The 26947-nt window shown below is 56.4% G+C and carries 26 protein-coding genes and 1 tRNA gene; 13 read left to right on the forward strand and 14 right to left on the reverse strand.

Features of this window, described 5'->3' with window-relative positions; all coding sequences use genetic code 11:
• Positions 1–263: 263 nt before the first annotated feature.
• A complete protein-coding gene (locus tag I7X13_RS17475; protein WP_198076458.1) occupies positions 264–1448 on the reverse strand; it encodes an alpha/beta hydrolase in 1185 nt (394 codons plus the stop codon).
• Between the two features lie 249 nt (positions 1449–1697).
• Here I7X13_RS17475 and I7X13_RS21790 point away from each other — a divergent pair, with 249 nt between their 5' ends.
• From I7X13_RS21790 to I7X13_RS17505, 6 genes are all read left to right on the forward strand, one after another.
• A complete protein-coding gene (locus I7X13_RS21790; RefSeq protein WP_198076459.1) occupies positions 1698–5375 on the forward strand; it encodes an alpha-amylase domain-containing protein in 3678 nt (1225 codons plus the stop codon).
• A 195-nt stretch (positions 5376–5570) separates the two neighbouring features.
• On the forward strand, positions 5571–5858 hold the full coding sequence (locus I7X13_RS17485) for a putative quinol monooxygenase (RefSeq protein WP_198076460.1): 288 nt from the start codon (positions 5571–5573) through the stop codon (positions 5856–5858).
• A 35-nt stretch (positions 5859–5893) separates the two neighbouring features.
• Complete coding sequence (locus tag I7X13_RS17490; RefSeq protein WP_198076461.1) at positions 5894–6433, forward strand: iron-sulfur cluster co-chaperone HscB C-terminal domain-containing protein; 540 nt, start codon at positions 5894–5896, stop codon at positions 6431–6433.
• Positions 6434–6470: 37 nt separating this feature from the next.
• Positions 6471–6552, forward strand: a tRNA-Leu gene (locus tag I7X13_RS17495).
• 120 nt (positions 6553–6672) lie between these two features.
• Positions 6673–7923, forward strand: a complete 1251-nt coding sequence (locus I7X13_RS17500) for a tyrosine-type recombinase/integrase (protein ID WP_198076462.1) — start codon at positions 6673–6675, stop codon at positions 7921–7923.
• Between the two features lie 92 nt (positions 7924–8015).
• The gene (locus I7X13_RS17505; protein WP_198076463.1) at positions 8016–8633 is read left to right on the forward strand and encodes a hypothetical protein; all 618 of its coding nucleotides are present in this window, start codon (positions 8016–8018) and stop codon (positions 8631–8633) included.
• Positions 8634–8698: 65 nt separating this feature from the next.
• Here I7X13_RS17505 and I7X13_RS17510 read toward each other — a convergent pair whose 3' ends face one another.
• From I7X13_RS17510 to I7X13_RS17540, 7 genes are all read right to left on the reverse strand, one after another.
• On the reverse strand, positions 8699–8974 hold the full coding sequence (locus tag I7X13_RS17510; RefSeq protein ID WP_198076464.1) for a hypothetical protein: 276 nt from the start codon (positions 8972–8974) through the stop codon (positions 8699–8701).
• 115 nt (positions 8975–9089) lie between these two features.
• Positions 9090–9503, reverse strand: a complete 414-nt coding sequence (locus tag I7X13_RS17515) for a hypothetical protein (protein ID WP_198076465.1) — start codon at positions 9501–9503, stop codon at positions 9090–9092.
• Positions 9504–9981: 478 nt separating this feature from the next.
• Positions 9982–10773, reverse strand: a complete 792-nt coding sequence (locus tag I7X13_RS17520; protein ID WP_198076466.1) for a hypothetical protein — start codon at positions 10771–10773, stop codon at positions 9982–9984.
• A gap of 142 nt (positions 10774–10915) precedes the next feature.
• Positions 10916–11680 (reverse strand): hypothetical protein, encoded by a 765-nt coding sequence (locus tag I7X13_RS17525; protein ID WP_198076467.1) that lies wholly within the window; start codon positions 11678–11680, stop codon positions 10916–10918.
• A gap of 140 nt (positions 11681–11820) precedes the next feature.
• On the reverse strand, positions 11821–13281 hold the full coding sequence (locus I7X13_RS17530; protein WP_198076468.1) for a hypothetical protein: 1461 nt from the start codon (positions 13279–13281) through the stop codon (positions 11821–11823).
• A gap of 100 nt (positions 13282–13381) precedes the next feature.
• On the reverse strand, positions 13382–13963 hold the full coding sequence (locus tag I7X13_RS17535) for a recombinase family protein (RefSeq protein ID WP_198076469.1): 582 nt from the start codon (positions 13961–13963) through the stop codon (positions 13382–13384).
• Positions 13960–14928 carry a TIR domain-containing protein gene (locus tag I7X13_RS17540; RefSeq protein WP_198076470.1) on the reverse strand — a complete coding sequence of 323 codons (969 nt, stop codon included), beginning with the start codon at positions 14926–14928 and terminating at the stop codon, positions 13960–13962. The genes I7X13_RS17535 and I7X13_RS17540 overlap by 4 nt, the downstream gene beginning before the upstream one ends.
• A 220-nt stretch (positions 14929–15148) precedes the next feature.
• On the opposite strand from I7X13_RS17540, the gene I7X13_RS17545 reads away from it, so the two are divergent.
• From I7X13_RS17545 to I7X13_RS17555, 3 genes are all read left to right on the forward strand, one after another.
• The gene (locus I7X13_RS17545; protein WP_198076471.1) at positions 15149–16006 is read left to right on the forward strand and encodes a S1 family peptidase; all 858 of its coding nucleotides are present in this window, start codon (positions 15149–15151) and stop codon (positions 16004–16006) included.
• A gap of 14 nt (positions 16007–16020) precedes the next feature.
• A complete protein-coding gene (locus tag I7X13_RS17550) occupies positions 16021–16602 on the forward strand; it encodes a recombinase family protein (RefSeq protein ID WP_198076472.1) in 582 nt (193 codons plus the stop codon).
• Positions 16603–16686: 84 nt separating this feature from the next.
• Complete coding sequence (locus tag I7X13_RS17555; protein WP_198076473.1) at positions 16687–16977, forward strand: hypothetical protein; 291 nt, start codon at positions 16687–16689, stop codon at positions 16975–16977.
• Between the two features lie 93 nt (positions 16978–17070).
• Here the strand turns inward: I7X13_RS17555 and I7X13_RS17560 are convergent, their stop codons facing one another.
• Positions 17071–17889, reverse strand: coding sequence for a DUF2971 domain-containing protein (locus I7X13_RS17560; RefSeq protein WP_198076474.1), 819 nt, complete (start codon positions 17887–17889; stop codon positions 17071–17073).
• 24 nt (positions 17890–17913) lie between these two features.
• The gene (locus tag I7X13_RS17565; RefSeq protein ID WP_198076475.1) at positions 17914–19155 is read right to left on the reverse strand and encodes a tyrosine-type recombinase/integrase; all 1242 of its coding nucleotides are present in this window, start codon (positions 19153–19155) and stop codon (positions 17914–17916) included.
• A gap of 254 nt (positions 19156–19409) precedes the next feature.
• Between I7X13_RS17565 and I7X13_RS17570 the strand changes: the two genes are divergently transcribed.
• The gene (locus tag I7X13_RS17570) at positions 19410–21458 is read left to right on the forward strand and encodes a HelD family protein (RefSeq protein WP_198076476.1); all 2049 of its coding nucleotides are present in this window, start codon (positions 19410–19412) and stop codon (positions 21456–21458) included.
• Between the two features lie 16 nt (positions 21459–21474).
• On the opposite strand, the gene I7X13_RS17575 is transcribed toward I7X13_RS17570, so the two are convergent.
• On the reverse strand, positions 21475–21678 hold the full coding sequence (locus I7X13_RS17575; RefSeq protein ID WP_198076477.1) for a hypothetical protein: 204 nt from the start codon (positions 21676–21678) through the stop codon (positions 21475–21477).
• 73 nt (positions 21679–21751) lie between these two features.
• Positions 21752–22066 (reverse strand): hypothetical protein, encoded by a 315-nt coding sequence (locus I7X13_RS17580; protein ID WP_198076478.1) that lies wholly within the window; start codon positions 22064–22066, stop codon positions 21752–21754.
• Positions 22067–22341: 275 nt separating this feature from the next.
• Between I7X13_RS17580 and I7X13_RS17585 the strand changes: the two genes are divergently transcribed.
• Both I7X13_RS17585 and I7X13_RS17590 read left to right on the forward strand, forming a co-directional pair.
• A complete protein-coding gene (locus I7X13_RS17585; RefSeq protein WP_198076479.1) occupies positions 22342–23538 on the forward strand; it encodes a lactonase family protein in 1197 nt (398 codons plus the stop codon).
• Positions 23539–23745: 207 nt separating this feature from the next.
• Positions 23746–24900: an AI-2E family transporter gene (locus I7X13_RS17590; protein ID WP_198068900.1), complete on the forward strand. Its 1155-nt coding sequence runs from the start codon at positions 23746–23748 to the stop codon at positions 24898–24900.
• A 100-nt stretch (positions 24901–25000) separates the two neighbouring features.
• Here the strand turns inward: I7X13_RS17590 and I7X13_RS17595 are convergent, their stop codons facing one another.
• Positions 25001–25432 (reverse strand): hypothetical protein, encoded by a 432-nt coding sequence (locus I7X13_RS17595; protein WP_198076480.1) that lies wholly within the window; start codon positions 25430–25432, stop codon positions 25001–25003.
• Between the two features lie 199 nt (positions 25433–25631).
• Here I7X13_RS17595 and I7X13_RS17600 point away from each other — a divergent pair, with 199 nt between their 5' ends.
• Positions 25632–26045: a hypothetical protein gene (locus I7X13_RS17600; protein WP_198076481.1), complete on the forward strand. Its 414-nt coding sequence runs from the start codon at positions 25632–25634 to the stop codon at positions 26043–26045.
• Here I7X13_RS17600 and I7X13_RS17605 read toward each other — a convergent pair.
• Complete coding sequence (locus tag I7X13_RS17605) at positions 26042–26941, reverse strand: DUF6929 family protein (RefSeq protein WP_198076482.1); 900 nt, start codon at positions 26939–26941, stop codon at positions 26042–26044. The two genes, I7X13_RS17600 and I7X13_RS17605, sit on opposite strands and share 4 nt — an antisense overlap.
• Between the last annotated feature and the right edge of the window lie 6 nt (positions 26942–26947).

A 26947-nucleotide genomic window follows, 5' to 3' on the forward strand; every position in this document is an offset into this window, starting at 1 on the left:
GATTTCGGCTGTCATTGCGAGCGAAGCGCGGCAAACGAAGTTCAGCGTAGCTAATCCTTCCTCTCAGCGGCGACTGATTCTGAGCTGCGACAAAGCCCTATTCGACACAGGTATTTTCAAAGCAAAAGCCCCGACTCAATTCAGAGCCGGGGCTTTTCACATTATCAGGGTAGTCGCTGAGAAAAGGAAGGATTAGCTACGCTGAACTTCGTTTGCCGCGCTTCGCTCGCAATGACAAACGACACCTCTCGATGCCCGTCGTTCTATTTCAGCGCCCCTTTCAGGTCGCTCACGGCTACGCCTTGGGCATCTTTCGCTTCGGGAACCACGGCGGCCATGCCGAAGAATTCGTGCGTGGTGCCGTCATAGAGCTTGTAGTTGGTTTTCACGCCGGCGGCGGTGAGCTTATCGGCCAGCGTTTTGCCTTCGCTTTTCAGCGGGTCGTAATCGGCGGCGATGATGGTGGTGGGCTCCAGACCTTTCAGGTTAGCGGCCACGAGGTTGATGCGCGGGTCTTTCAAATCAGCCGGGGTGCGCTGGTAGTTCTTGAAGAACCACTCCATGCCGCCTTTGTTGAGGGGCGCGGTCTGGGTGTTGGCCTGGTACGAAGGCGTATTGGTGTCGGAGCCGGCAATGGGGTACACCAGCACCTGGTACTTGGGCAGGGCCACTTTCTTGTCGCGGGCCATGATGCTGACGTTGCAGGCCAGGTTGCCGCCGGCACTTTCGCCTACTACGGCCACTTTGTTGGGGTCGCCTTTCATGCTGGCGGCGTTTTTCAGCACGTACTGGTAGGCGGCGAAGGCATCATCGTGGGCGGTCGGGAACTTGTGCTCCGGGCCTTTGCGGTATTCCACCGATACCACCACGGCGCCCACCTGCTCGCACAGAGCCTGGGCCGAGGCGGCGTAGGTATCATTCGTGGCAATAACCCAGCCGCCACCGTGGTAATACACGATAACCGGGTACGAGCCGGCGCCACCTTTGGGCGTGTAGATGCGGGCCTTCACGCCGGGCATCAGGGCTTTGGTCACGGTGTCGCAGTTCAGGGGCGGCGCGGGAATGTTGCTGGCGCGCATCTGCTTCATGGCCGCGTCGGCGGCGCTGGGCTGCTTGCGGGCCTGCGCGGCAGTGAGTTCGGGCAGGGGCTTGTTGTTGAAGCTCATAAGCTGCTCGATGACGGCCTGCATCTCGGGCTTGAGATTGGGTCCCCAAGCGGGCTTGGGGCCGGTGGGCTTCACGGCGCCGGTGGCGCCGGTGCTATCGGCCTTGGCCGTTACCGCCGAGCTGTCGGAAGCGGCGTTGGTGTCTTCCGATACTACGGTAGCCGTTTTGTCGGCTTCGGTGGCGGTGGGCTGGCTGTTGCAGCTGGCCAGAAACAGGCTACTGGCCAGGGCGGGGGCGGCCAGCCACGCAAAGGCCAGTGGACGGGTTGAGGAAAGCTTCATGATTGAGAACAGAGAAAGTATGAAAGAATGAAGAAATGGTGTTGTGCTGCGGTCTTACGCCTAAAGGCTCCCCGGGTTGGCGACAATTGTTTATTTCTGGCCGACAGAATTTTACGAAATCAATATCTCTATCCCTTTGCGCAAACCTTAGCGCACTCATAAATAGAAGTTTACCTTGTTTGGAAGGTTAGGCTGGCGTAAATTCGCTGTCTTGATTCCCGCTCAACAATTCCCGGTACTGATTCCTCAATGAGAAAACGTTACGCTTTGCTGGCGCTGTGGCTGCTGGCCCAGCTGGGCGGCTACCCGGCCCAGGCCCAAACCACCATCAAAAAGGTTGTGCTCCAGTCCTTTTGGTGGGATTATTACAACGACACGTACCGCTTTAAGTGGGCTGATTACCTGACCGAGCTGGCCCCGCGCCTGAAGGAAATGGGCATCGACGCGGTGTGGCTGCCGCCCACGCCCAAAAACAAGAATGCCACCAACGACGTGGGCTACTCGCCCTTCGACCCCTACGACCTCGGCGACAAATACCAGAAGGGCGACGTGCGCACCCGCTTCGGCTCAAAAGACGAGTTTCTGCGCCTGGTAGCCGTGCTGCACGCCAATGGCATCGAAGTGATTCAGGACGTGGTGCTGAACCACACCGACGGGGCCGGCGGCCCCAACGGCGACGGTGGCCAAGACCCCGAGCCTAACTTCTCGCTGGCCAGCAACAACGGCTACAAAACTTTCCGCTACAGCTCCTTCGCCACGCCCTTGCCCGAGGCCGGCGACAACGGCGCGGCCTACGCTGCCCGTCAGGGCCGCTGGCCCCGCAACTACGCCAACTTCCACCCGCAACTGGGCCACCAGAGCACCAGCGGCGACCAGGCCGCCCCGTACTTCGGCCCCGATTTCTGCTACGGCAACGATGGCGGCAACGACGGCTACGGTCAGCTCAGCCCCAATTACTTAGCACTTTACCCAGGCGCGTTCAATCCGGTTCAGAGCGCCGGCTACAGCCAGACCCAGGCCCGCAACTGGATAGTGTGGATGAAGAAGCAAACCGGCGTGGACGGCTTCCGCTGGGACGCGGTGAAGCACTTCAGCTACAACGCCCAGCAGGACCTGAGTTTCAACCTGAAGTACAACGCCGGCTGGGCCAACGGCGGCGAGGGCATGCTCAACGTGGGCGAATACGTGGGCGGCAAGGGCGACCTCGACAGCTACGTGACCAGCGTGAAGGGCCAGAACGGCGGCAACGACTTCCTGATGGGCACCTTCGATTTTGGCTTGCGCGGCGCTATTTACGGCATGGTGAGCGGCGGTGGCAACTATGATTTGGGGCAGATTCCGAGTCAGCAGCAGGACCAGCGCGTGGCCTACTACGCCGGCTCGAACACTTACGTGCACCGCACCGCGCCCTTCGTGAACAACCACGACACGTTCCGGCCCCAGCTCAGCGCCACCGGCAACTACACCGGTTGGAACTCGGGCGACGAGCTGGCGGCCCACATCGACCCGTTCGACGCGCGCCTCTCGGCGGCCTACGCCATTGCCTTTGCGGTGGACGGCAACCCGCACATCTTCATCGAAGACCTGTTCAACCTGGGCAGCACGGGCAAGCGCTACGCCCACGTGCCCACCTCCACCACCGACCTGCCCACCCGCTCCGACCTCGTGAACCTGCTGTGGTGCCACCAGCACTTGGGCTTCAAGGACGGCTCGTATAAGGTGCGCTACCAGGCGCAGGACTATCTCATCATCGAGCGCAGCACTAAGGCCATCATCGGCATCAACGACAGCTACGACAACTGGCAGGAAAACTACGTGGATTCGGACTTTGCGCCCGGCACTGTGCTCAAGGACTATTCGGGCGCGAATGGCAATTACACCTACACCGTGCCGGCCGACCAGCGCGTGCGCATCAACACGCCCCCCTGCAACGGCAGCGCCCTGCTGGGCCGCCGGGGCTATTCGGTGTGGGCTCCCGTGGGCCAGGACAATTCGACCTACACCCCACCCCGCGCCACCGAAACCACCCAGGAATGGGAAATGGCCGACGACCTCGGCGACCTGAACTGCAGCGGTCTGGGCCAGGGCGGCGCACTCCCCTCGAACTCGACCAACACCCGGCTGGTGGGCAAAATTTATACTCAGGCCGGCCAGCCCGTGAGCTACAACCTCTATCCCGAAGCCGGCGGCAACACCCGCAGCCTCACCATCGGGGTGTATAACCTGCGCGGCCTGCTGCTGAGCAGCGCCAGCGGCACCACTGTCGCCACCGGCACCTACACGCCGAGCACCACCGGCTGGCTGGCCCTGAAAGTGCGCAACGCCACCGCCACCGTGGCCGGCCAGCGCTGCTTCGTGAAAGTGAGCTACACAGCCCCAGCCACCGTGAACACCCTCACGGCCCCCGCCCCCACCAACCAGGTGGCCATCTGGACCAGCAACGACGCCTCGGCCGATGCCACCGACTGCCGCAACTGGGAAGCCGGCGTGACGCCCACCGCCAGCACCGACGTGCTGGTACCGGCCGGCACCAGCTTCGCCCCCACTCTGCCCGCCGGCACCCTGGCTGCCCACAGCCTCACCGTGGAAAGCGGCGCCAGCCTGACGTTGGCCGCTGGCACCACCCTACGCGTGAGCGGCAACGTGGTGGCCGCCGGCCCAATAACCGGCTTTGGTACGCTGGAGCTGAACGGCAGCACCGAGCAGACCCTGAGCACCGGCAGCAGCACGGCATTGGCCCTGAATAACCTAATCATTAACAACTCCGCCAACGCCCGCCTGCTCAGCCCCGTGAGCGTGAGCGGCGCGCTGGCTTTCACGGCTGGGCATCTGGCTATTGATAACCAGAACCTGACATTGGGTAGCACAGCTACCGTGACCGGGGCCGATGCCAGCCGCTACGTCATTACGCCCGACGTGGCCGTGACGGGCGGCTTCGTGGTGCGGCCCGTGCCGGGCGATGGCTCGGCCGTGGCCTTTCCGGTGGGCACGGCAGCTTCGTTTACGCCGCTCACGCTGACGAACAGCGGCGTCAGCACCACGTTCCAGGTGCGCACCTTTAGCGGCTTGCTCACCAACGGCACCAGCGGCACGCCTTACGCCCGCACCGCCGAGTTCGTGAACCGCACCTGGGAGGTGACGCCCGCCTTGGCCACCGGCCCGGTGGTAAACATGAGCCTCCAGTACAACGCCGCCGACCAGAACGCCAGCTTCGTGCCCAGCCAGGCCAGCATGTACCGCAACCACGGCGGCGCGGGTGAAGCCTGGACCGAGTTGGGCCGCGCCACCGTCACCGGCAGCGGCCCGTTCGTGGCCACCTACGCGGGCATCAACTCCTTTTCGAAATTTGCCCTCGGCAATTCTACTACGCCACTCCCGGTCACGCTCACCCGCTTCGAAGGCCGCCGCACCAGCGCCAGCACCGTGCGCCTGGACTGGGCCACGGCTTTGGAGAAAAACAACGCCGGCTTCGACATCGAGAAATCGGCCGACGGCCTGCAGTTCCGCCGCCTGACCACCGTGCCGGCCCGGGGCGGCAGCCAGCCCACCGCCTACACCTACGACGACCTCAACGCGCCCACCGCCGCCTATTACCGCCTGCGCCAGCGTGACCTCGACGGCAGCACGAATTACAGCCCCGTGGCCTACGTGCCCGCCACCGCTAGCCCCTACGTGGTGCTGCCAAACCCCAGCCACGGCGACGCAGTGCAGCTGATTGGCGGCCCCGCCCTGGCCGATGACGCGCCCCTGCACCTCACCTTGAGCTCGGTGCTGGGCCGCACGCTGCTGGCCCCCGCGCCGGCCCCGCGCGCGGCGCTGGCAGAGCAGCTTAACTCATTCCTGCGTCAGGCCGCGCCGGGCGTGTACGTGGTGACGCTGGTTGGCCCCGACGGTCTGCCTCAGCGCCTGCGCGTGGTGCGGGAGTAGAACGATGTAGAGACGCGACACTTCGCGTCTCGGCAGCCGGGCCATCTCAATAATTGGTCAAGGCAAGTTGTGAAACGCGGAGACGCGAAGTGTCGCGTCTCTACATCATCCCGGCAAATTCAAGGCTCATAAGCCCCGGCTCCCGTTGCGGAGCCGGGGCTTTTTACTTTTGCCGCTTCAATTCCCACTTCCCGAATGCTGATTCGTATTGTTCGCATGAGTTTTGAGCCGACGCAGGTGCCGGCCTTTCTTGCCCTTTTCCGCGCCACCGAACACCGAATTCGGCAGCAGCCCGGCTGCCGCTTTCTGGAGCTTTGGCAGGATGCCGACAACCCCGCCATCTACTGCACCCACAGCCATTGGGACGATGCGGCCGCCCTCAACGCCTACCGCAAATCCGCGCTGTTTGGCGAGGTATGGCCGGCCACCAAGCGGCTATTTGCCGCACCACCCGTGGCTTTTTCGGTGAATCCGGTGTTGTAACCGTATTAGCTTCCTAAATAAACTCGCTTTATAATATGTCTCCCGATTACTTCGCCTTCTACGGCCTGCCCCAATCCTTCCGGCCCGATGAAGCGGCCCTCAAGCGACTCTACTACGCCAAAAGCCGCGAAACCCACCCCGATTTCCACGCCACCACCTCGCCCGAAAACCAGGCCGAGATGCTGCGCCAGGCCACCCTCAACACCGACGCCTACCGCACCCTCGCCGACCCCGACCAGCGCATGGCCTACCTGCTGCGCCAAAATGGCCTGCTCGAAGAAGGCAAGCAGGAGCAGCTTCCGCCCGATTTCCTGATGGACATGATGGACCTGAACGAGGAATTGATGGAGCTGGAAATGGACGCTGACCCGGCCGGCATCGCCAAAGTGGCCGCCGAAGTTACCGCCCTGACCGATACCCTCGACGCGGGCATCGAGCCGGTTCTCGCTGGCTATGAGCAGCTCCCCGCCGACCACCGCCCGGCCGCGCTCCAGCAAATCCGCACCTACTACCTAAAAAAGCGGTATCTGTTGCGCATCCAGCAGCAAGTTGCTACCTTTGCAGCCCGCTCCTGATACCGGCAGAGCGGATTTGTTCTAAAAAGTTCATCCTGCCCGGATGGCGGAACCGGTAGACGCGTTGGTCTCAAACACCAATACCGCAAGGTGTGCCGGTTCGACTCCGGCTCCGGGTACTTTTTACGGTTCTCTTTACTGAAAACCGCCTTTAATCAGCCGAAAACCGGCCCTGCTCTCACCTGAGCGGGGCCGGTTTTCGGCTTTCTGCATATGAGCGTTTAGCAACCATTTAGCAAATGAATTTCTCTGCTAAAATCAAACTCCGCAAGCCCGTTCGGGCCGACGGCACCTGCCCGGTGCTGCTCCAGGTTATCATCGGCAAGACGATATGGCCTCACAGTCTGAAACTTGGCTGGCCACCCCAGCTCTTCGACGAGGAGTTGGGCCGCTGCCTGACGAGCCTTCCCCCTGCTCAGCGCGGGCCGGACTACAAGGCGGTGCTGGAGCAAGCCACGGCCGACGCCGGCGGCACGCTGCCGCTGCTGGCCAAGCGGGCCCAGGACTACAACCTGCTCATCGGCCAGGCACTGGCCAAGGCCAACGAGGTATTCGTGAGCTGGCGGCTGAGCCAGCAGGTGCTCACGCTCGAGCGCTTCAAGCAAGACTTCAGCACGGCCGGCAGCAAAGACGACTTCCTGACTTACTTCAAAGCCAAAATCACCGAGCGCTACCGCAAGGGCAAGATTACCCAGACCACGAAGAAGAACCACTTCAGTACCTACAACGCGCTGCTGGCCTTCCGGCCCTACATTCCCTTTAATACCCTTACCCCGGAATTTGCCGATGACTTTGACGCTTACCTAAAGAAGCACGTGCGCGGGCTGAACACGCGCTGGGGCCGGCACAAGGACGTGAAAACCTACCTGGCCCTGGCCAAAAAAGACCGCATGAAGTTCGAAGACCCCTACGCCGACTTCAAAAATAAGGATGTAGCCGGCCAGTGGCGGCCGCTGCGCACGGCCGAACTGTCAGACCTGGAGGCGTATTATAAGATGTGCGCGCCCCGCACGGTGCACCGGCGCGTGCTGGCCCGGTTTCTCTTCAGTTGCTTTTCCTCGCTGCGGCTGGGCGACTTGAAGAACATCGAGAACGCGGCCATCGAGAACCGGGAAATGACATTCAAGGCCCAGAAGACCTATAGCAAGACGCTGGCCGAAACGATGCTGCCGCTCACGCGCAAGGCCCTGCGCTACCTGGAGCAGGCCCAGACGGAGGAAGAGTTGCCCGGCTTCTACAACTACGCCGACCAGTACACCAACCGGGCGCTCACGGCCATCGGCCAGCAGCTCGGCATCGAGTCGCGCATCCACAACCATGTCGGGCGCGAAACCTTCGCCACCGAGTTCATCCGGCGCGGCGGCAAGGTGGAGGTATTGCAGAAGCTCATGGGCCACACCAAAATCACCACGACCATGAAGTATGTGCACGTGGACAACGATATGAAGCGGGACGCCATTAACAGGCTGGATGAGCAGGATAAGGACTGAATGAGAAGCGGTGACCTCTATTTATATTGAACAATATTGCACCTTATAAACGATGCTTTCACTACCTTCTGCACAAGAATTGAGCTTAACCCATGAACCCTCAACTATCCAATCTGATTATTCCCATTGTGTCGCTCTTAGGGTCGGTAGCAGTTGTGCTAATTTCTACTTGGGGCAATTTAAAATCAAAGAGTATCGATGTTAAAGAAAAGTTCGAAGACCGAAAGCAAGAGCTACGGAAGATTTATATCAGCCGCAAGCTTGATGCTGGAGAGGCAATCATTGGTCGTTACACGCAATTCATCCAACAATTGGATTTATTCAATTCATACTTAGCTTTCGTGAATTCAGATAAGCCGAATGTCGTATTCGAATATGGCGGAATCGATATTAGTATTCAGGCAGAAAATCTTTTAGCTCTTTCTCTTTACAACGAGAAGAATCACTCTTATTTTTATTATAATAACGATAGCACCAATGATAGGCTAGAAAATATTATCACACAGCATAACCTAGTACTGAGAATTTTAGCCGGTATGATTGCTACAAAGACAAAGGCAGATGGGACAGGTTCTGCGAATGCAAACGACGATATTCTCAAAGAAGCATTACCTCAGTATTTGTCATTGAATAGGATGTTAAGAGAGCTTTTGGGCGAGATTATGCAAGACATAAGGAATGAAACCGTGAAGTATGACATTCCTACCTAGGCAAAAAAAGCCCGACCGCTAGGCCGGGCTTTTTTGTGCATGATGAGATAAATCCGAAAAAGCCCCTAGTCCTCCAGCCCGGCGAAGTAGCCGGGCTCTTCGGCCAGACGCTCCAGCGTGTAGCAGAGTTCTTCGCGGGCGGGCAGTGGGTGGCGGGCCTCGTCGGCCCAGTACGCCTCCCAGTAGGCATCGGCTACGGCGCGGGGGCTGGTGATGAGCAGCTGCCGGCGCAGCTCGTCGAGCGCGGCCGCGCTGAGCACGCCCAGGGCACCGACGTAGCGCAGGCAGCCCTCCCGAGCGGGGGCAGAAGCGGGGGCAAAACCGGGGGCAGGTGCAATCATGATGCAATATGGCAGGGAAAAAGCAGGAGGAATGGTTACGCTTGCGCGAAAAAGACGCGCAAAGCAGCCCGCAGCCCCGCGATGGGGCCGACGTAGCGAAAAGCACCCGCCTTCATTAGTTCAGGATTTCGCCGTGATAGCCGATGCGTCCGGCGCGCTCCAGCACCATGAGCCACACCTGGCCCAGCACCTGCGCGCGCTTGGCCTCGGTGGTGGCCCGCGCGAAGAGCAGCGGCAGAGCGGCCGCGCACTGCTGGTCGAGTTGGGGGTGTTTCAGGAGCCGGGCCAGGTCGTGGGCCTGCGCGGCCTGGAGGCGCTCGCGGCGGGCGGCTTCGTGCTGCACGTTGCGCAGCCAAAGGGCTAGGCGCTCGGGGCACTCGCATTCGTAGGCCGAATGGTTGCCCACCAGCTGCTCGTCGGGCGTGAACAGGGGGTTGTGTACGAGGGCGGCCAGCAGGTCCGCCCGGAGCCCGCACACGCGGGCCGCGAGAACAGCGGCGGCTGTTCCCGGCGTTACATGAGTTTTCATGTAATTTTGGGGTAAGGTTTTCACGAACCCAATCGTAGTACCTGCGCTAACAGGTGCTATATCGGAGGTCACCCCTGCCAGGGGGTGGCCTCTTTTTGCTTACTAGGATTTGGGCGTTCCACTTGGAACTGAGCAAAGGTATATACGTTGTGAATACGAATCTAGTACACGGTACACAACTGTCTACCTTTTGTATATACTTTTGCAGCATGAAAACGCCTAAGCCCGTGCGAGAACTGCAATTGAATATTAAGGCCAACGAAGCTGAGAAAGCTTTGCTGGAAAAAGTTGCGAAGGCTCGTGCTCTTAGCTCGTCCGCACTCGTCCGTATGCTAGTATCTGATGAGGCTCGCCGGCTTGGTATCGAGTAGAACTGGTATCATATGAAGCACGAAGCCCCGCGCCGGAGAGGACGCGGGGCTTTTTTGTATTACTACGAGAAGTTGTGAATAACCTTACCTCTAATTGTACCGACCTATTACTCTATAAGCCCGGCTCGCTTTTTCAGTGCTGTCAACTTCTTGACATCTGGATAAAGCCCTTTGAAGAACTTCTCTACGTTCTGAATCTCAATTATTTCCTCAACCATTAATAGATAAACTCTTATCCTAACTTTATCTATGCTATTATAATATTTCAAACCAGCATTTATGAGCTCATCTCTATTAAAGTTTTGATTTTCGTACACTTTCAGTTCTTTTCCTATCTCAGAAAGTTTATTATAAAAATCGATAATTTCGTTTTTACATCCTGTACTAAGCCAAAAGCCTTTATGAATGACTGATTGCAGCTTATTCATAAAGGCATGAAATGATTCATCACTTTCGAAAAACTTAAAAATTGCTCCCACGCTCTCCGGTTTTTTATTGACAAGTTTTTCGACATTGACTACATGGCTTAAATTATTAAGTATGGACTCGATATCGTCGTATGCAGACAATCTCTTATCTATCATCTTTTTATAATAGTCGTTCTTAAAGTCTTTGTCCTTTGATTTAAGAGCGATATAAGCAGAGGTAAGAGAAGCCAAAGCAGCAATGATTGCTGCGAATAATGTATAGTTGGTGCCCGTTGACTGCTGGGGCTTAGCCTCAGAGGCAAGGGTCAAATAGATTGGCTGGTTGGGTTGGCTCTTCACCACCGCAGAGGCTGGAGCCGCTTTTGGAGCGACAGCAGGTCTTGGTGGGACCGTCTGCTGAGCAGGGGGTGCGGGTTGGGCATGACCAGCAAGGGCTGCCAGAGTTAGCAGGAGGGTTAAGAGTCTCTTCATGGCTGCGAAGTAAGCACTGATATCCTTGGAAATATAAAGCCCCGCGCCGGAGAGGACGCGGGGCTTTTTTGTGGGTATTAGCTTTTAGGAGGAATTAAGAATTTAGTAACAGGAAAATCCTGTAATTACACAAGGGAAAAATCTAGTCTTTATTGATTAAATCTGATTTCAACACTCTTTTAGCAAATTTATCAATGTAGTCAACCACTTTATTTGCGAAGTCAATGGGGCTTTTTTCTATGATATCTTTTCCAATACCAATCATATTCAGGCTCCCGGTATCGTCCCGAGTGACACGTATGATTATTTGTTCTTCCGGAGACACATTCTTCCGATTAAGGTGCTCTTTTTTAAAGGAACATCTTAGATAGAAATATTCTGGAGCCTGTGCACCAAATGTCAATTCTTCAAAAAGTGGCCTATAAGACATTGCATCTATAGATTTCATAAAACTCTTGAAGAAATCATTAGCCATACGTACATTCTCTTTTGTTTCATCTGAAAAAGGCCCTTTATTGAGATTGACCCCCTCAGCCTTGACAATCAATCTGTTAAGAACATTTTTATCCTCAACTCCAACTTCTTCAACCTTTGCAACATCAATTTGAATAGGGTCAAATTTTTCTGCCCCTTTTAATGTTTTTAAGAAAGAATCAGGATTACCATAATCACTAGGCGAATAAAGTTTTTCATGGTGAAAAGTCACAAGAAAGACGAAAGCTATTAATATTATCATCGGAAATCCGATAATAAACCAAATTAGCGGAAGTCTCTCTGATGCCCCCTCTAATTTTGAGATACTTATGCTTAATACTAAGCAAGCAATCCCGTATATTAAGGAAACAAATAGTGCAATTATACCTAATGGGTTTTGAGCTAATCCCTTAGCATTTTCTATGAACTTCATCTTTTTTAGGATTGGTGGTTAAATATTGATTTTGGAATCAAACATATATGCATCATCGCCACCGGCACGCCGGTAGTACATGAATTTGAACCTCTACTCGTTTACATGGTACACGAGAGGCCCCAGTTAGCAGCATGCCGCTACAAGGTATGCTTCCCCAGCCACTCCAGCGCCACCCCGCCCAGCGCGCCAAAGCCGGCAGATTCCAACTGGGCCGCTAAGTGGTTCAGCAAGCTGGGCTTCTCCTCCTTGATGGTGCTGAGGGCCGCCCTTATCTGGTCTTCTGCATCGACAGCGGCAATGCTAGCAGTAAGGTGACGCTGCAAGGTCTGGACAGCTTCGACGGCTGCCCGGCTGCCCTGGGCCTCCCCGAGCAGGTCTTTGAACAGGGTGCTGGTGTGGCCGATTTGGGCCATTTGAACATGCCCATGCACGGCATTCTGCTGGGCAGATAAGGCAATCAGGGAGTCGATATGGCCTGCCTGCCTGTCAAGCTGCTTGTCCTGACGGTCAAGTTGTTCAGACTGCTCGCCAATGATGCGCTGAAAGTTGGTCACTACCTGCTCATGGTCGGCTCTCATGGTATCGTTCGTTCGCAGCGCTAATTGATACATGCTCGCACTTGAACGCAACTCCAACTTTACCATTTCCAACTTTTGCTCAAGCATCGCCACCTGCAATGGGTTGTCCAGCAACGCGGAAGGCGGCTCCTGCTCTTGCACGACCTTCAGGTACTTATCTAGTACTTCCTCCGCGACCTTTACTTCGCCATCGGGTAATGAAACGTGCATCCGCACCGTATTTCCGTCCTGCTCAATGCGCACACGTGCGTTAATATTTGGGTACTTCTGCTTCAAAATATTCCCAAAATTTGAGAGCACTGTTACCCCAGCCTGATAGAACTCTGGCGGAAATACTAGAGCACGGTCCACAGATGAGTTACTATCAATTGGTAATTCCTCTACAATCAACTCGTTTTCATGCAAAGAGCAAAAAATAAAGGCCATAGGGGCACTGTTTTTTATTGGAGATAACTCCCCTAATCGTGCTCGACAATCATCTTCCACAAATGGATTACCTATGCCCATGTGGCCATTTTCATCTCGGGACACTTTAAATAGCTTTTTAACACTTTCATCTGGCACTATAACTATAATTACCTCAGCCTCATTCAGTGCAACAGCTCTTGGGGATAGGACATAAATTATCTCATTTAACTGACCGGCAATAAATTGATTGCTCAGGCAATAAACTAGCACCTTGTTTTTAGTTTGCCCACCAGCAAGATGTATAGTAGATTTCACTTTTTTATTTAGGTCGCTTTCTTCCCAACCCTTTTTACCAAAAATGTTATCGTAAACAAATCTCAGGAAGAAAGCATTGTCGGGTTCTGCCTCCGAATAGCCCTCATATAATTGACTTTCTTCACGCTCAGAACCTTCATGATCATCAGAATTTTCTTTTAAAAAAGCACTAGGCTGTATGATAACGTCAGCAGTTATCATGGACAATACTTGCTTGATGCTTTCCCATTCTTCAGGCTTATTGTTAGTCAACAAGTCCCACCCTTTGCCAAGGCTTAATACACGAACCGGGTACATAATTAGAGAAGTAGAATGTTTGGGACAAACATAAGCACTTCTTAACGAGATGATATAACAATGCTGTCCCGCTTTGCCTGGCACCTCAAATTAGCAACATTCAACCTGCCACATACTTCGCCACGGTACTGGCCGACATGCCCATCGCCTTCCCAATGGCATAGTTGCTCATCCCCTCCCCCTTCAGCCGGCGCACCTGCTCAATCTGCTCCGGGCTCTTGCTCGGTGGCCCCATCTTCACGCCCTGCGCCACCTTGCGGGCCATGCCGGCCTTGGTGCGCTCGCTCAGGCGCACCCGCTCCTGCTTGGCCAGCGTGGCCAGTATCGAGATGATGGCATCCTTGAACAGCCCGGTCGAGTCGAGGTACTGCTCGGTGAGTGACTTGTAGCCCACGCCCCAGCTTTCGAGCTGGTTCAGGTACTGGAGCGTCGGCAGCGCTCCCTCGCGGCTGAAGCGGTCGAGGCTCCAGAACAGCACCAGGTCGAACTTCTTGCGGTGGGCATCGGCAAACAGCGCCTTGAACTCTGAGCGGTTGCCGGTACCGCCCGATTCCTCCTCGACATACTCCTTATAAATAGAGTAGCCGAGCGCGGCGGCGAAGCGGCGCAGGTCGGGCAGTTGGTTCTCGGTGCTCTGGCCCTTGTCTTTGGTGGAGACGCGGGCGTAAATGGCGACTTTCATTGTATCCAAGCCGCTATTTTGGCCTGAAGCTGCGTTTCCAGCTCATGTTCCGAATTGTACAGGATATGCTGGAACGGCTTTAGGTCGAAGTGGCTATTGGCCAGAAAATCCTGGGTTTCGCAAGCGTATATAATGGGCTTACCTAATCCCAGCGCAAAGCCAGCCTCAAAATAGATGCCATTGCGCTGACCAGTAAAGTCAGAAACACAGAACTTACAAGCCCGAATTTCAGCGATAATGCGGTCATTTATTGTCTTGTCGCTATCAATATGCCGAGTATCAATCATGACCGGCTCATAGCCCGCAGTTTGGATAGCGCGCTCTATTGCTGCTCTGGCCTCTTTGCGGTCATCGGCGAATGACATGGCGACAAAGCAATTCTTTGAACTACTACCCTCTCTCTCGAGTGAACCCAGATAGATTAGACCATCAAAGGTCAGACCGGCATAAAAGTATGTCCCAGAATGATGCAACGTAATTAGCCCCTTTGCTTTCAGACTACTTAAGTAGAATTCAAATTCCGTGACATCCTTAATATACAGGCCCTGAACCTGCTTCTGGAGTCTTATGGTATTCCCATGACTACCAGCATCGAATTCAACCTTGTTCCCCGGTGATTCAGCTTTGTCATTGATGTGCTTCAACAGCCAATCCAGTTTCATTTGGGGCGTGTGCGGCACCGTTGAGGACATCAACCGCTGCCGCACCAAGGAAAGGGTAATTTCTTCTTTCGGCTCAAACAACCGCAATCCATTTTTTAGGGCGCTGGCTACCAAGTGCTGATTGCGCCGCCACCATTCGTCAGTATCCCATCGACCAGTGAAAGCATCTTGTTCAACGATATATTGAAAATAGCTGGAGCCATCCACGCTGAGTAGGTAGCTCCATAAGCCTTTTTGAAAATCGTAGTTTCGGTTAAGGTCTGAAATGGCAAGTCCGGATAGAGGACAAAGTATTTCGGGCATCGTGGAAAGTTGTAAATGGCAGTTCTCAAAGCTACAGGTTTTGAATGGAATTCAAGCACCTTTTGGCATCCAATAAGGGGTGTCGAAAACCACCTGCAAAAACGGCCTTCTCGGCCCCAAAAACGGCCCTAGCAAACTACGCCAAAAAGGGCCCGTTTTCTGGGCGGTCTTTGGTAGCTTTGAACAACAGTGTACACCTTAATGAATAATAAAACGGTCCATGAACCCACAACCTCCAACTCCACTATCTAATACAGAAAAACTGGCTTATTCTACTGTCCGAATCGAAAGCACTGATTCTAGCGGGGGGATTAGTAACGGCACCGGATTTTTCTTCAACTTCTTGCTGAATCCAGAAAAGAAAACCGCCATTCCCGTCATCTTAACGAATAAACATGTTGTAAATGGAGCTGTTAAAGGAAGATTCGTTCTGACAAAAGCAGATGCAAATGGTAAAGCCCTTGACGACCAGCATTTCCCCCTTGATGTTAGCGCATTTGGGCAACGCTGGATAAACCATCCTGACCCAGATGTTGACTTATGTGCATTTCCGATAGGCGCCTTGCTTACTCAACTAAGGTCCATGGGTCATCTGTTTGCCATTTCCTACCTTGATTCAAGTATCATATTAAAAGCAAGCGAAGAGGCATCCCTTGACGCAATGGAAGAAATCCTTATGGTAGGATACCCGAACGGAATTTGGGATGATGTCAACAATAAGCCTATTTTCAGAAGAGGAGTAACCGCCACCCATCCCGCTAAAAACTACCGTGGAAAGAAGGAATTCGTCATTGATGCCGCCTGTTTCCCTGGGTCCAGCGGTTCACCCGTTTTTATACATAATGTAGGCTCATATGCGATGAAAACTGGCTCCTTGGCGATAGGTAGCCGTACCAAGCTGCTGGGATTGTTGTATGCCGGTCCTCAACAAGATATAACTGGTGAAATACGGATTGTCGATGTCCCAACGGCGCAAATGCCCATGTCTATGTCAAGGGTGATGATTAACCTAGGGTTTGTCATCAAAGCAGAAAGGATTATCGAATTGGAAGAGAAGTTTAAAAATCCGACACAATAAATGTTGTTTGGGTCATGAGAGTCGCCATATACGCCCGCGTATCAACGAAGGACAAAGGCCAGACCACCGATAACCAGCTGCCGGACTTGCGCCGGTATGCCGAGGTGCAGGGGTGGCATATATATAAGGAGTATGCCGAGCAGGAATCGGGCGGCACCGCCAACCGCTCCCAATTCCAGAAACTCTTTGCCGATGCCCACCAGCGCAAGTTTGACATGGTGTTGTTCTGGAGCCTAGACCGCTTCAGCCGTGAGGGAGTGCTGCCCACCCTTCAACATTTGAACCTGCTGCAGAGCTACGGCGTGGGCTTCAAGTCCTACACCGAACAGTATCTGGACTCGACGGGCATATTTAAGGATGCCGTCATTTCCATTCTGGCCGTGGTGGCGAAGCAGGAGCGGGTACGGCTGAGCGAACGTACTAAAGCCGGACTGGCCCGTACCAAAGCCAAAGGCACGGTGCTCGGCCGCAAATCAGCGGCGCCGAATGTGATTGAAGAAATTCAGCGGCTGAGCAAGGAGGGGCGCAGTGAACGGGCCATCGCGCTGGAGCTAGGCGTGAGCAAGGGCGTGGTGGGTAAATACAAGGTGCAGTAGGGGCTTTTTTCTGTCCTTCGCTTCAGGCGGGCCGGAAGTGAGTTTTGGGGACTCAATCACCCCAACCACTTCAACAGCCTCGTTATGAAGCGCACGTTTTTCGCACTCGCTGCCGGTATGGCCGCTCTGATGGGTGCCAACCAGCCCACTACTACCACCGCACCGGACACCGCACAGCACAAGGCCGGCGCGACCACCAGTACACCCGCTAAGCGGGTACCCCAAACGGATTCCACCCAGCCCATGGCGCAGGCCACTCAGCCCCGTACCATTCGACCGCGCCCGATGGCGCTGGGTGGTCCCGTTTATTATCCTGCCAAACCCGGCCTGCGCAAGGTGAAGTATGGCAAAAGCCGCTGGATTATTTTATCCTAGTGATTTATAGCTGACTTATAATTCGCTTACAAGTCACTTACAAATGATGTCATAAAAAAGCCCCGCTCCATGATTGGAGCGGGGCTTTTTGCCTTAAATCGGCCTAATGCTTACCGCAAACTTAGCTTGGCTGGGATATGCTTTATCAAAAGTCAGATGCTCAAAGCCGTTGTCAGCTGCTAAGGTCTTAATTTCTTTAATAAAGGCGTCTGACGCTTTACATCCGAACGTCACACCAACCAGAGCAGCCTTTTTAAAGGAGTGTAGCCCTGCATCTTGAAATTTCATTACGCGATACTCGTTTTCGTATTCCCAGTCTTTTGATTTGGTCGTTACCATCTCCCTCACACTGGCACCTTCTGGCGCTCGGATATGATTCAAACGGGGATAATTGTCTCTGTATTTCACCTTAAATGGAAAGACAAAGGCATCGGGGTCAGCCGCAACATCAAATTTTAGGCAAAGGCCACGGTGAGAATCACTGTAATGCGCCCACATCAACAAACTATGATTATTAGGGCCAAAACAACAGATTCCAGTTCGCCCCAAAGACTCACGTGCGGCTTCATTCACAACAGTCCGCAATAGAGATGGGTTGTCCATGTATTTTTCTACCATTCTACGTCCTTCGGCGCGGCTAAAGTGCGAGTTATTACGCTTGATGAAGTGCATCAACTCAGCTTTCGTGCAGGTTGTGTCTATTGTTAGTTGGCAGTCGAATGGGTCATTGAATTGATGAGGTTTAGCAAAATACAATTTGCTCTGCGTGAAAATCTTTTTAGTGTTTTCTCCGGTATCGCGATATTTGTATAAATGGCCCGGAATCCTTTCATGAGCAATATCCTGTAATACCAATTCAGCTGGGGTAAACGGGGAATCAGAAGTTAGCCGGGTAATGGTAAGGGGTAGCATAAGAGTTAAATTTATGGGTTGTCGTTAATTATCTAAGGCATCCATTCTATCAATTTCAGCCTGCTTCATGGCTTCATCGACGTGCACATACTTCATCGTGGTGCTGAGCTTGGAATGCCCCATCAATTTCTGGAGCACGGCCACGTTGCCACCGTACCGGATGAAGTTGGTGGCAAAAGTTTCGCGGCCCACGTGGTTATGCAGGTGCGTCTGGATGCCGAGCACGGCCGCCATTTCCTGCAATTGGCGGTTGGTGTACTGGTCGGAGTAATCGAAAAAGCCCTCGGTGCCGTTCTCCTGCTGCGCCTCGCGCAAGTAGCGCAGCGCCTTTCGGGTGAGGGGCAACAGCAGTTCTTTGCCGTATTGCTCCCGGCCCTTGTGCGTTTTGATGTGCAGCTGGCGGTCATTGAGCTTGGCCTGGCCGATGGCTTTCAAATCACCGAGGCGCAGCGAGCTGGTGCAGGAAAAAAGAAACTTCTGTAGAACGCGGCGGTGGGGATGGCACGGGGCGCACAGCTTATAGTAGGCTTCGAGTTTATCAAACTCGTCTGGCTGCAGGGCCTTCCAGCTGCTTTCGCCCTGTTTGGGCCGAAAGTGCGCATACGGGTCTTCGAACGGGATTTTGTCGCGCTTGGCGTAGGCCAAATAGGTTTTCACGTCCCTGTGCCGGCCCCAGCGGGTGTTCACGTCGCCGTGCCCATTGCGTTTGAGCCAGCCCTCAAACTCATCGGCGAAGCGGTGGGTAAGCGTGTTAAACGGGATTTTCTTCCGGAAATCGGCCAGCTTGTTGTAGGTGGAGCGGTGGTTCTTCCATGTGCTTTTATTGATTTCGCCGCGGTCGAACCGTTCGTTGATGCGGGCGCTCATAAATACCAGAAAGTCGACTTTGCTGCCGCCTGTTTTGTATTCGGTGAGGAACCGGGCTTTGTCGAGAGCGACTTCGCCCATGCGTGCATCCCGAAAAACCTTGTTTGCCCGGCCGAGCGCCTGACCGATAATCAGGTTGTGGTCGGCGGCCTGTTTTTCCCAATCGGCACCAAATACTTTTTTGGCAGCAGCCACGGCTTCCGCATAGCTCGGGCCCTGCTGGGCCTTTGGCAGCTTTGTGAGGCAGGTGCCGGTGTCCTCATCAACGAGCAGCGCGGGCCAGGTGATGCCGAGGGCAACCGGCACCACTTCGCTATCGAGAACGACTTGCATTCGCACCTGGGTGGTGCCATCGGCGCGTGCCGGCGGGCGAACCCGAATCTTAGCTGAAGCCCCCATTTGGGATTTGTAAGCGAGTTGTAAATTTTTGTAAGCAGAAACGCCAGAAACAAAGCCCGCATAACTGCGTTGAGGCTCCATTTCTGGCGTTTTGTGGCAAAAAGTACCCGGAGCCGGAGTCGAACCGGCACACCTTGGCTAGATAGACTAGCCACCAGCAGCCACAATATTTTATAAAATACTGAAAACACCACCCTTCTCCCGAAATTTGCCCTCCCTATTAAAAGTAAAGCCCATTCCCCAAAAAACTGCCAGTGATACACGCAACGGAACGAGAAGAGAGAGAATACCTGGAAGAAATTAAGGAGAAGCTGACACTGGCCATCCGACGGGTGGATGGCTCCGTGAAGCAGTTTTCGGACGAGCTGCGGGAAAAAAAGCAGTACATCCACGAGCACCAGTCCGGCATGGACGATGCTGACATGGTGGCCGCCGGTCAGTCCGTCAATCGCATGGCGTTTACGGGCGAGGCGGCTGTGGTGCGGAAGCGCAAGCTCCTCAAGCTGGGCCAGTCGCCGTACTTCGGCCGCATCGATTTTGTGCCGCAGGGCAAGGCCAGCTTGCCGGTGTACATCGGCATTTACTCCTTTATCGACGAGCAGCAGCGCCAAAGCCTGATTTATGATTGGCGGGCGCCCGTCTCTTCCATGTTCTACGATTTTGAGTTGGGCGACGCCTCCTTTACGACCCCGGGCGGCGAGGTGAAGGGCACCATCGAGCTCAAGCGGCAGTACAAAATCCGGGATGGCCGCCTGGAGTTTATGATTGAAAACGACGTCAACATTCACGACGACGTGCTGCAGCGCGAGCTGGCCAAGTCTTCCGACGACAAGATGAAGAACATCGTCGCGACCATTCAGCGCGACCAGAACGCGGTGATTCGCAACGAGACGGCGCAGGTGATGGTCATTCAGGGCGTGGCGGGCTCGGGCAAAACCTCCATTGCCCTGCATCGCATTGCGTTCCTGCTTTACCGCTACCGCGAAACCATTCGGGCAAAGGACGTCCTCATCATCTCGCCCAATAAGGTCTTCGCCGACTACATCTCGAACGTGCTGCCGGAGCTGGGCGAAGAGCACATTCCCGAGCTGGGCATGGACGAGCTGGCGGCCGACCTGCTCGACCATCAGTACTCGTTCCAGACCTTTTTCGAGCAGGTATCGACGCTGCTGGAAAAGCACGACGCCGCGTTCATCGAGCGCATCCGGTTCAAGTCGTCGTTTGAATTCCTGAGCCAGCTCAACCAGTACCTCCTTCACGTTGAGAACAACTACTTCACCGTGAAGGAGCTGCGGGTCGGCAAAACCATTGTGCCCCTGCCGTTTCTGCTGGCCAAGTTCAAAACCTTCCACCGCGTGCCGCTCCTAAAACGGTTTGCCCTAGTGGCCGAGGAAGTGCGGAACTACGTGCGCGACGCCGCCAAGCGGAAGCTCACCAACCACGAGAAATCCACGATTGGGGAGGCGATTCCGCGCATGTTCCGGTTCCACCAAGTGCTGGACCTGTACCGGGATTTTTACCGCTGGCTGGGCAAGCCCGAGCTGCTGAAGCTCGACCACAGCCTGCGCCTAGAGTACGCCGACGTTTTCCCGTTGATTTACCTGCGCCTGCGCCTGGAAGGCATCAGCACCTACGACAACGTGAAGCACCTGCTGGTGGACGAGATGCAGGACTACACGCCCGTGCAATACGCCGTGCTGTCGCGCATGTTCCTGTGCCGCAAGACCATTCTCGGCGATGTCAGCCAGACGGTTAATCCCTACAGCTCGTCTTCGGCCGAAATGATTGAGCGTGTCTTTCCACAGGCCGAGGTGGTGAAGCTGTTCCGCAGCTACCGCTCCACGGTCGAGATTACGGCCTTCGCGCAGCGCATCACGCCCAACCCCAATATCATTCCGCTGGAACGGCACGGGCCGGAGCCGGTGGTGGCCCGCTACGGCATCCCGGACGAGGAGATACAGGCCATCAAGCAGTTAATCAGCAGCTTTTCAAGCTCCAGCAATCATTCGCTGGGCATCATCTGCAAAACCCTTCGGCAGGCCGAGCAGGTGCATCAGGCGCTGGAAGCCCCGGGCATTTATTTGCTAACCGACGAGTCCACAACGTTCCAGGAAGGCGTCATCATCACCACGGCCCACCTGGCAAAAGGGCTGGAATTTGATGCCGTTATCGTGCCGTTTGCTTCCGCCCGCACTTACAAAACGGAGGTCGATAAAAGCATGCTTTACGTGGCGTGCACCCGGGCCATGCACCAGCTCACGCTGACGTATTCGGGTGAGATAACCCCGTTTTTGTCAGTCTGAACAGGTTTCTCTACACCTACCGCTTCTCCCAGCGCGCGGTAAACTCCTGCTTGCTGCAATACATGTACTGGCGCGAAACCGGATTGATGATGACAATCTCGGCCGGGCGCTCCTCATCGGCCGGGCTCAGGCCCAGCTCGAGCTCGTATTCCTGGCCATTGCGGAAACCGGCGTAGCCATCCATGCCGCGAAACGCATACTTCTTTTTCTGAAACTCCATGCGGCAAAGGTAACGCCCCGGCGCACGGCGCGGCCAGGGGGTGCGGACCATTTCGGCGGCCGCCTAGGCGCGATTAATTCTGCGCGTTGGGGGCGGAGACGGGCAGCGGGGCTAATTCGTTTTCGGCCGGCGTGTAGCTCATCTGGAACAGGCGGTCCTGGCAAATGTGCTGTTCGCCGGTGGGCTCCGTGATAACCCAGTCGCCCGCGAAAACGGTGAGGCGGCCCTTGCGGTTGGTGAGGTAGGCGTGCGGCGGCACGGGCAGCAGGCTTTCGGTGCCCGCAAAGCCCGGCACCTCGTCGGTCACGCCGGCCACCTGCTGGCCCGGAAACCACTGGTGGGCTTCAATCAGGTTGGTATCGGTGGGGAGGCGCGTGAAAAAAGGCATGGCGGAGCAATGGGCAACGGGCTGATGGGCAGTGGGCCAAAAAGCGGTGTTGAATACAGTGTCAATGCCGCTTTTTCTACAAGATTAAGGTGCGTCAGGTGAATGTTTTATGAGGCGCAAAAGTGGATAGCTCGAGTTTTGGCCCCGCCCATCTGCTTTTTTTTCGCCCGGCAATTCATTGCTATTTTCTGTCGGCGGGGCTCGTTTTTTTGCGACTGAACTGCCGGGCCCGGCAGCTTTTGTGCATTTTTGCATCTTCTATTTTAACTTCTCTTATGACTGGTTTTCCTGCATATCGCGGCCGCCTACGCTTGCTAAGCGGGCTGGGGCTGCTTTCCATTACGCTGCTGGCGGGCTGCGCGCGGCCGGCCGGGGGTAGCAGCACCGCCGCCAAAGACTACTGGCTGTACGTGGGCACCAATGTGGGCAACGAGCAGGATAACACCATTTTTCTTTACCGCGTGGATGCCACCACCGGCGCGTTCACCCGCGTGAGCGCCCAGCACGGCGGGGCTAGCCCTACCTACCTCACGCTCTCGGCCAACCACCATTTCCTGTATGCCGTGAGCGAAACCCAGACGTACCGGGGCGCGCCGGGCGGTGGGGTCAGCGCCTTTGCCGTGGCCCCGCGCACCGGCGATTTGAAACTGCTCAACCAGCAGCCTTCCAACGGAGCCTCGCCCTGCTACATCAGCCTCGACCACACCGGCAGAATGGCCCTGGTGGCCAACTACGTGGGCGGCAACGTGAGCGCGCTGCCCATAGCGCCAGATGGCCAGCTGGGCGCGCCCACTACCGACCAGCACACCGGCAGCGGCCCGCACAAGAACCAGACCGCCTCGCACGCCCACTGCCTCCTCCCCGACCCGGCCAACAAGTTCGCCTTTGCCGTAAACCTGGGCACCGACCGCGTGTACGCCTATCGCCTCGACCCCGCCAAGGCCCAACTCACCCGCGAGGCCGCACCGGCCTTTGTAGCTAAGCCCGGCGCGGGCCCGCGCCACTTGGTTTTCCACCCCGATGGCAAGCACGCTTACCTCATCAACGAGCTGAATTCGACCGTGACGGCGCTGGCATATAATGCCACTGCCGGGCGTTTTCGCGAGCTTCAGACGCTGTCGGCGCTGCCGGCCGGCTACACGGGCGAGAATTCCTGCGCCGACATTCACGTGTCGCGCAACGGGCTATTTCTCTACGCTTCCAACCGCGGCCACAACAGCATTGCGGTGTTTGCCATTGATACCAGCAACGGCACGCTGGTGCCCATTCAGGACGTTGACACGCAGGGCAAAACGCCCCGCAACTTCACCCTCGACCCCAGCGGCCGCCTGCTGCTGGTGGCCAACCAGAACTCCAACAACGTGGTGAGCTACCGCGTCGACCCGCAATCGGGCCTGCTCACGCCCACCGGCCAGAGCACGGAGGTGCCTTCGCCCATGTTTTTGCAGACGACGGAGGATTTCGGGCGGTAGGCCGGCGCTGTCATTCCGACCGCAGGGACGAATCTGAGTAAAACCGCTGAACGGCAATGCTCCGATTCCTGCTGCGTCGGGAGGACGGCTGCTGCGCTGGCCGAGGATTCCCCGCCACTCGCCGAATCGCGGCAACGTGGCAGGAAGGGGCACGTAAGCGGGCGCACCGGACGGTATTTTGCCCCAACCGGCTCTTTCTTCCCTTTCATGCCCGAACCCTACGATACCCAAACACCCCGCGAGCTGCAGTTTCCGCTCTACGTAAAAGCCCCGCTGATACTGCTGGGCCTGGCGCTGCTGGTGTTCACGCTGCACATTGCCAGCGACATCATTTTCCCGCTGTTTTTCGCGGCCATTTTTGCCATCATGTTGCACCCGGTGGAGCAGTGGCTCATTCGCAAGCGGGTGCCGCCGCTGCTGGCCATCTTGCTCACGGTGGTGCTGGGCGTGGCGGCGGTGCTGGGCGTGGTCTATTTCATTAGCATGGAAGCTGCGCAGCTCTCGGACCAGATGCCGATGTTCAAGAAGAAGTTCGCACAGACGGCGGCCCAGGTGCACGAGTGGCTGCAATCGCGCTTCGGCGTGAGCGACCAGAAGCTGCAGGGCTGGATGAGCGAGGCCGGCACCAAGGCCCAGGGCCTGCTGGGTGGCACCCTTTCCACGGTTTCGGGCATTCTCGTATCGTTCACGCTCATACCGGTTTACATCTTCCTGCTGTTTCTATACCAGAAGCGGCTGGTCGATTTTCTGGTGCAGGCCTTTTCGGGCCACCGCCGCGACACCGGGGTGAGCGAGGTGCTGCGCGAAAGCAAAACCGCTATTCAAAGCTACATGGTAGGCCTGCTGATTGAGGGCGGCATCGTGGCCGCGCTCAACGTCACGGTGCTGTTCATCATCGGGGTGCCCTACGCCCTGCTGCTGGGCGTGATGGGCGCGCTGCTCAACTTCATCCCTTACATCGGCGGGCTTATTGCCATTGCCCTGCCCATGCTCATGGCCTTCGTGGCGCAGGACGGCTACGGCCACGCCCTGGCGGTGCTGGGGGCCTATATGCTCATTCAGTTTATTGATAACCACTACCTGATTCCGCGCATCGTGGCTTCCAAAATTCAGGTAAATGCCCTGGTGGCCATTGTGGGCGTGCTGGTGGGCAACGCCATTGGCGGTGTGGCAGGCATGTTTCTGGCCCTGCCGGTCATTGCAATTTTAAAGATTGTGTTCGACCGCATCGAGCCGCTCAAGCCCTGGGGCATGGTGCTGGGCGACGAGGAAACCCCGCGCGGCCGCAAAATCAACCCCGCCAAAAAGGAGGTGCGGGCCGCCGAAAAAGGCGAGGCAGTACCGGAAACCGACCCGGCGTAGCCAGAACAGACTTGTCATTCCGACCGCAGGGAGGAATCAGAGCATTGCCGTTCATCGGTTTTACTCAGATTCCTCCCTGCGGTCGGAATGACGGTTTTGTTTAGCGGCTCAGCTCGGCCCCGTACAACCATTTTTCGGCTTCTTCCAGCGTAGAAAAGCGCCGAAAAACCAGGCCCGCCGGCGCCGCGCTCACCACCGACTGCGTGGAGAGCCGGTGCATGGGGTCGGCCCCTTCCACGATGGCGCAATACTGCGCCCGCGCCTGGTTGATGGCCCGCGGAATCCATTGGCCGGTGAGCCACGCCTGGGCCACGCCGGAAAGTGGGGCGCGCTGGCCGTGGTCAGAAAGAATTTTGCGGGTGTTGGTGCTCAGCATCAGGCTCAGCACCTGCTCATAAAAAGCCTGAATGGCATCCAGCGCCGCCCGCTCGGGCGACCACGCCAGGCGCACGAATCCTCCGGGCTGGTAAAATACCTTGCCGGCGGCATTTTGAAAGAACAGCGTTTCCTGAGCGCGAAGCGGCAATGGCATAGAATGAAGGGCAGACGAAAACTGCGGCGGTAGTGCGCGGTTTGGGAAGTAAACAAAATTACGCCCGGGCCGGCCTCCCCACGCCTCTATGCCAACAAATTATGTAAGCTCCCGTAAGCAGACCCGGCCATTTATTATTTTAGGCTGAACATCTTATCCTGTTTCTATCTCTATCCCAACTTGTTATTTATCTAGTAGCATGCGATTATATTTTGAGAACCCGGTTGGGCGCTTGCTGGAGCACCCCGACGGCTATGCCCTGGTGCAATACACCGAAGCGCCCCGCGATTTCGCTGTTTTTCAGGCTTTTCTAACCCACACCCACCACCTACTGCGCCGCCACGGCTGGCACAAGATGCTGGCCGACCAGCGCTACATGGCCCCGTTCACCGACGAGGAGCGGCAGTGGATTGGCCAGGATTGGCTGGCCCGGAGCGCCAGCGACGGATACGCCCTGTTCGGCGCCATCATCATCCCCACCGACGTGTACGCCCGCTTGGCCTTGGACCAGGTGATGAGCACCATGCTGCAGCAGTCGGCCCTCACCTACCGCCTTTTTGCCACGGAGGAGGAAGCGACGGAGTGGCTGCGCCAACTACCCGAACCGAACTAGCCCAGCCGCAGGTGGGCCGTGGCGGCGGTGCTGCCGCCCGCATCGTCATCGGTCACAAGTAGCAGCTCGAACTGTCCGTCGGCCAGCTGCTGGCGCACGGCTAGCCCCTCTACTTTGCCGAAATACGGGCGGCCATCGGCCCAGGCCAGTCGCGCAAACGTAGCGGTGTGCGCCGCCACGTCTACCACGCCCACGAATGAGCCGAGTACCGCACCATCAAGCACGGCATCGGCGGTGTTTTCTACCGAGGCCGACACGAACAGTAGCCCGTCCACGAACGTGGCCCCGGAAAAGCCTGCCGGGCAGCCCTCAATCTGCGGCAGCTCGAATACCAGTTGATGCACAGCGGGCGGGCTTGCCCCCGTTGGATTTGTTAGAAAAGCCAGCGTTTCAGCCAGCGGCAGCACAAAAAGCAGCGCCGCATCGGCCCGGCCCACGGTGCGCTGAAACAGCAGCAGCTCGGTGGCAGTAGTAGCGGCAGCTTCGAGGTTGAGGAGTACGCCGGCGGGCAAATGGGCGACGAGGGCAGCATACAGAGCCGTTAGGTCCACCGTTTCGGGCAGCTGCGGCCCTTCGGCGGGCACAAACCAGCCGCGCGCCCGGTTGGGCCGGCTGCCCGAACCGAGCAGTAGCAGGCCGGCGCGGCCGTCGGGCCAAGCCAGGGCCACCATGCACTCCAGGTCGGGCTTTATCGGCTTGGCGATGCGGCCGGAGGCGAAATCGTCGGCCGCATCAAACAGGACGATGCGGCCCGTGGGGGCCAGCGTGGCCGCGTCGAGTTGGTAGAGATAGGGCGAATCGTCGCCGATGACATAGGCCACGGAGCCAATAATTTCGACGCCGGAGGCCGAAGGCAGGCCCGGGAGCTGGTTTTCGGAGATGATAGTGGCCGTCATGGTCGT

The sequence above is a fragment of the Hymenobacter negativus genome (assembly GCF_016056375.1).
GTDB lineage: Bacteria > Bacteroidota > Bacteroidia > Cytophagales > Hymenobacteraceae > Hymenobacter > Hymenobacter negativus_A.

What these genes read in the sequence shown, in the direction of transcription:
- I7X13_RS17475 (WP_198076458.1), bottom strand. Translation starts at nt 1,448, where the DNA reads ATGAAGCTTTCCTCAACCCGTCCACTGGCCTTTGCGTGGCTGGCCGCC.
- I7X13_RS21790 (WP_198076459.1), top strand. Translation starts at nt 1,698, where the DNA reads ATGAGAAAACGTTACGCTTTGCTGGCGCTGTGGCTGCTGGCCCAGCTG.
- I7X13_RS17485 (WP_198076460.1), top strand. Translation starts at nt 5,571, where the DNA reads ATGCTGATTCGTATTGTTCGCATGAGTTTTGAGCCGACGCAGGTGCCG.
- I7X13_RS17490 (WP_198076461.1), top strand. Translation starts at nt 5,894, where the DNA reads ATGTCTCCCGATTACTTCGCCTTCTACGGCCTGCCCCAATCCTTCCGG.
- I7X13_RS17500 (WP_198076462.1), top strand. Translation starts at nt 6,673, where the DNA reads ATGAATTTCTCTGCTAAAATCAAACTCCGCAAGCCCGTTCGGGCCGAC.
- I7X13_RS17505 (WP_198076463.1), top strand. Translation starts at nt 8,016, where the DNA reads ATGAACCCTCAACTATCCAATCTGATTATTCCCATTGTGTCGCTCTTA.
- I7X13_RS17510 (WP_198076464.1), bottom strand. Translation starts at nt 8,974, where the DNA reads ATGATTGCACCTGCCCCCGGTTTTGCCCCCGCTTCTGCCCCCGCTCGG.
- I7X13_RS17515 (WP_198076465.1), bottom strand. Translation starts at nt 9,503, where the DNA reads ATGAAAACTCATGTAACGCCGGGAACAGCCGCCGCTGTTCTCGCGGCC.
- I7X13_RS17520 (WP_198076466.1), bottom strand. Translation starts at nt 10,773, where the DNA reads ATGAAGAGACTCTTAACCCTCCTGCTAACTCTGGCAGCCCTTGCTGGT.
- I7X13_RS17525 (WP_198076467.1), bottom strand. Translation starts at nt 11,680, where the DNA reads ATGAAGTTCATAGAAAATGCTAAGGGATTAGCTCAAAACCCATTAGGT.
- I7X13_RS17530 (WP_198076468.1), bottom strand. Translation starts at nt 13,281, where the DNA reads ATGTACCCGGTTCGTGTATTAAGCCTTGGCAAAGGGTGGGACTTGTTG.
- I7X13_RS17535 (WP_198076469.1), bottom strand. Translation starts at nt 13,963, where the DNA reads ATGAAAGTCGCCATTTACGCCCGCGTCTCCACCAAAGACAAGGGCCAG.
- I7X13_RS17540 (WP_198076470.1), bottom strand. Translation starts at nt 14,928, where the DNA reads ATGCCCGAAATACTTTGTCCTCTATCCGGACTTGCCATTTCAGACCTT.
- I7X13_RS17545 (WP_198076471.1), top strand. Translation starts at nt 15,149, where the DNA reads ATGAACCCACAACCTCCAACTCCACTATCTAATACAGAAAAACTGGCT.
- I7X13_RS17550 (WP_198076472.1), top strand. Translation starts at nt 16,021, where the DNA reads ATGAGAGTCGCCATATACGCCCGCGTATCAACGAAGGACAAAGGCCAG.
- I7X13_RS17555 (WP_198076473.1), top strand. Translation starts at nt 16,687, where the DNA reads ATGAAGCGCACGTTTTTCGCACTCGCTGCCGGTATGGCCGCTCTGATG.
- I7X13_RS17560 (WP_198076474.1), bottom strand. Translation starts at nt 17,889, where the DNA reads ATGCTACCCCTTACCATTACCCGGCTAACTTCTGATTCCCCGTTTACC.
- I7X13_RS17565 (WP_198076475.1), bottom strand. Translation starts at nt 19,155, where the DNA reads ATGGGGGCTTCAGCTAAGATTCGGGTTCGCCCGCCGGCACGCGCCGAT.
- I7X13_RS17575 (WP_198076477.1), bottom strand. Translation starts at nt 21,678, where the DNA reads ATGGAGTTTCAGAAAAAGAAGTATGCGTTTCGCGGCATGGATGGCTAC.
- I7X13_RS17580 (WP_198076478.1), bottom strand. Translation starts at nt 22,066, where the DNA reads ATGCCTTTTTTCACGCGCCTCCCCACCGATACCAACCTGATTGAAGCC.
- I7X13_RS17585 (WP_198076479.1), top strand. Translation starts at nt 22,342, where the DNA reads ATGACTGGTTTTCCTGCATATCGCGGCCGCCTACGCTTGCTAAGCGGG.
- I7X13_RS17590 (WP_198068900.1), top strand. Translation starts at nt 23,746, where the DNA reads ATGCCCGAACCCTACGATACCCAAACACCCCGCGAGCTGCAGTTTCCG.
- I7X13_RS17595 (WP_198076480.1), bottom strand. Translation starts at nt 25,432, where the DNA reads ATGCCATTGCCGCTTCGCGCTCAGGAAACGCTGTTCTTTCAAAATGCC.
- I7X13_RS17600 (WP_198076481.1), top strand. Translation starts at nt 25,632, where the DNA reads ATGCGATTATATTTTGAGAACCCGGTTGGGCGCTTGCTGGAGCACCCC.
- I7X13_RS17605 (WP_198076482.1), bottom strand. Translation starts at nt 26,941, where the DNA reads ATGACGGCCACTATCATCTCCGAAAACCAGCTCCCGGGCCTGCCTTCG.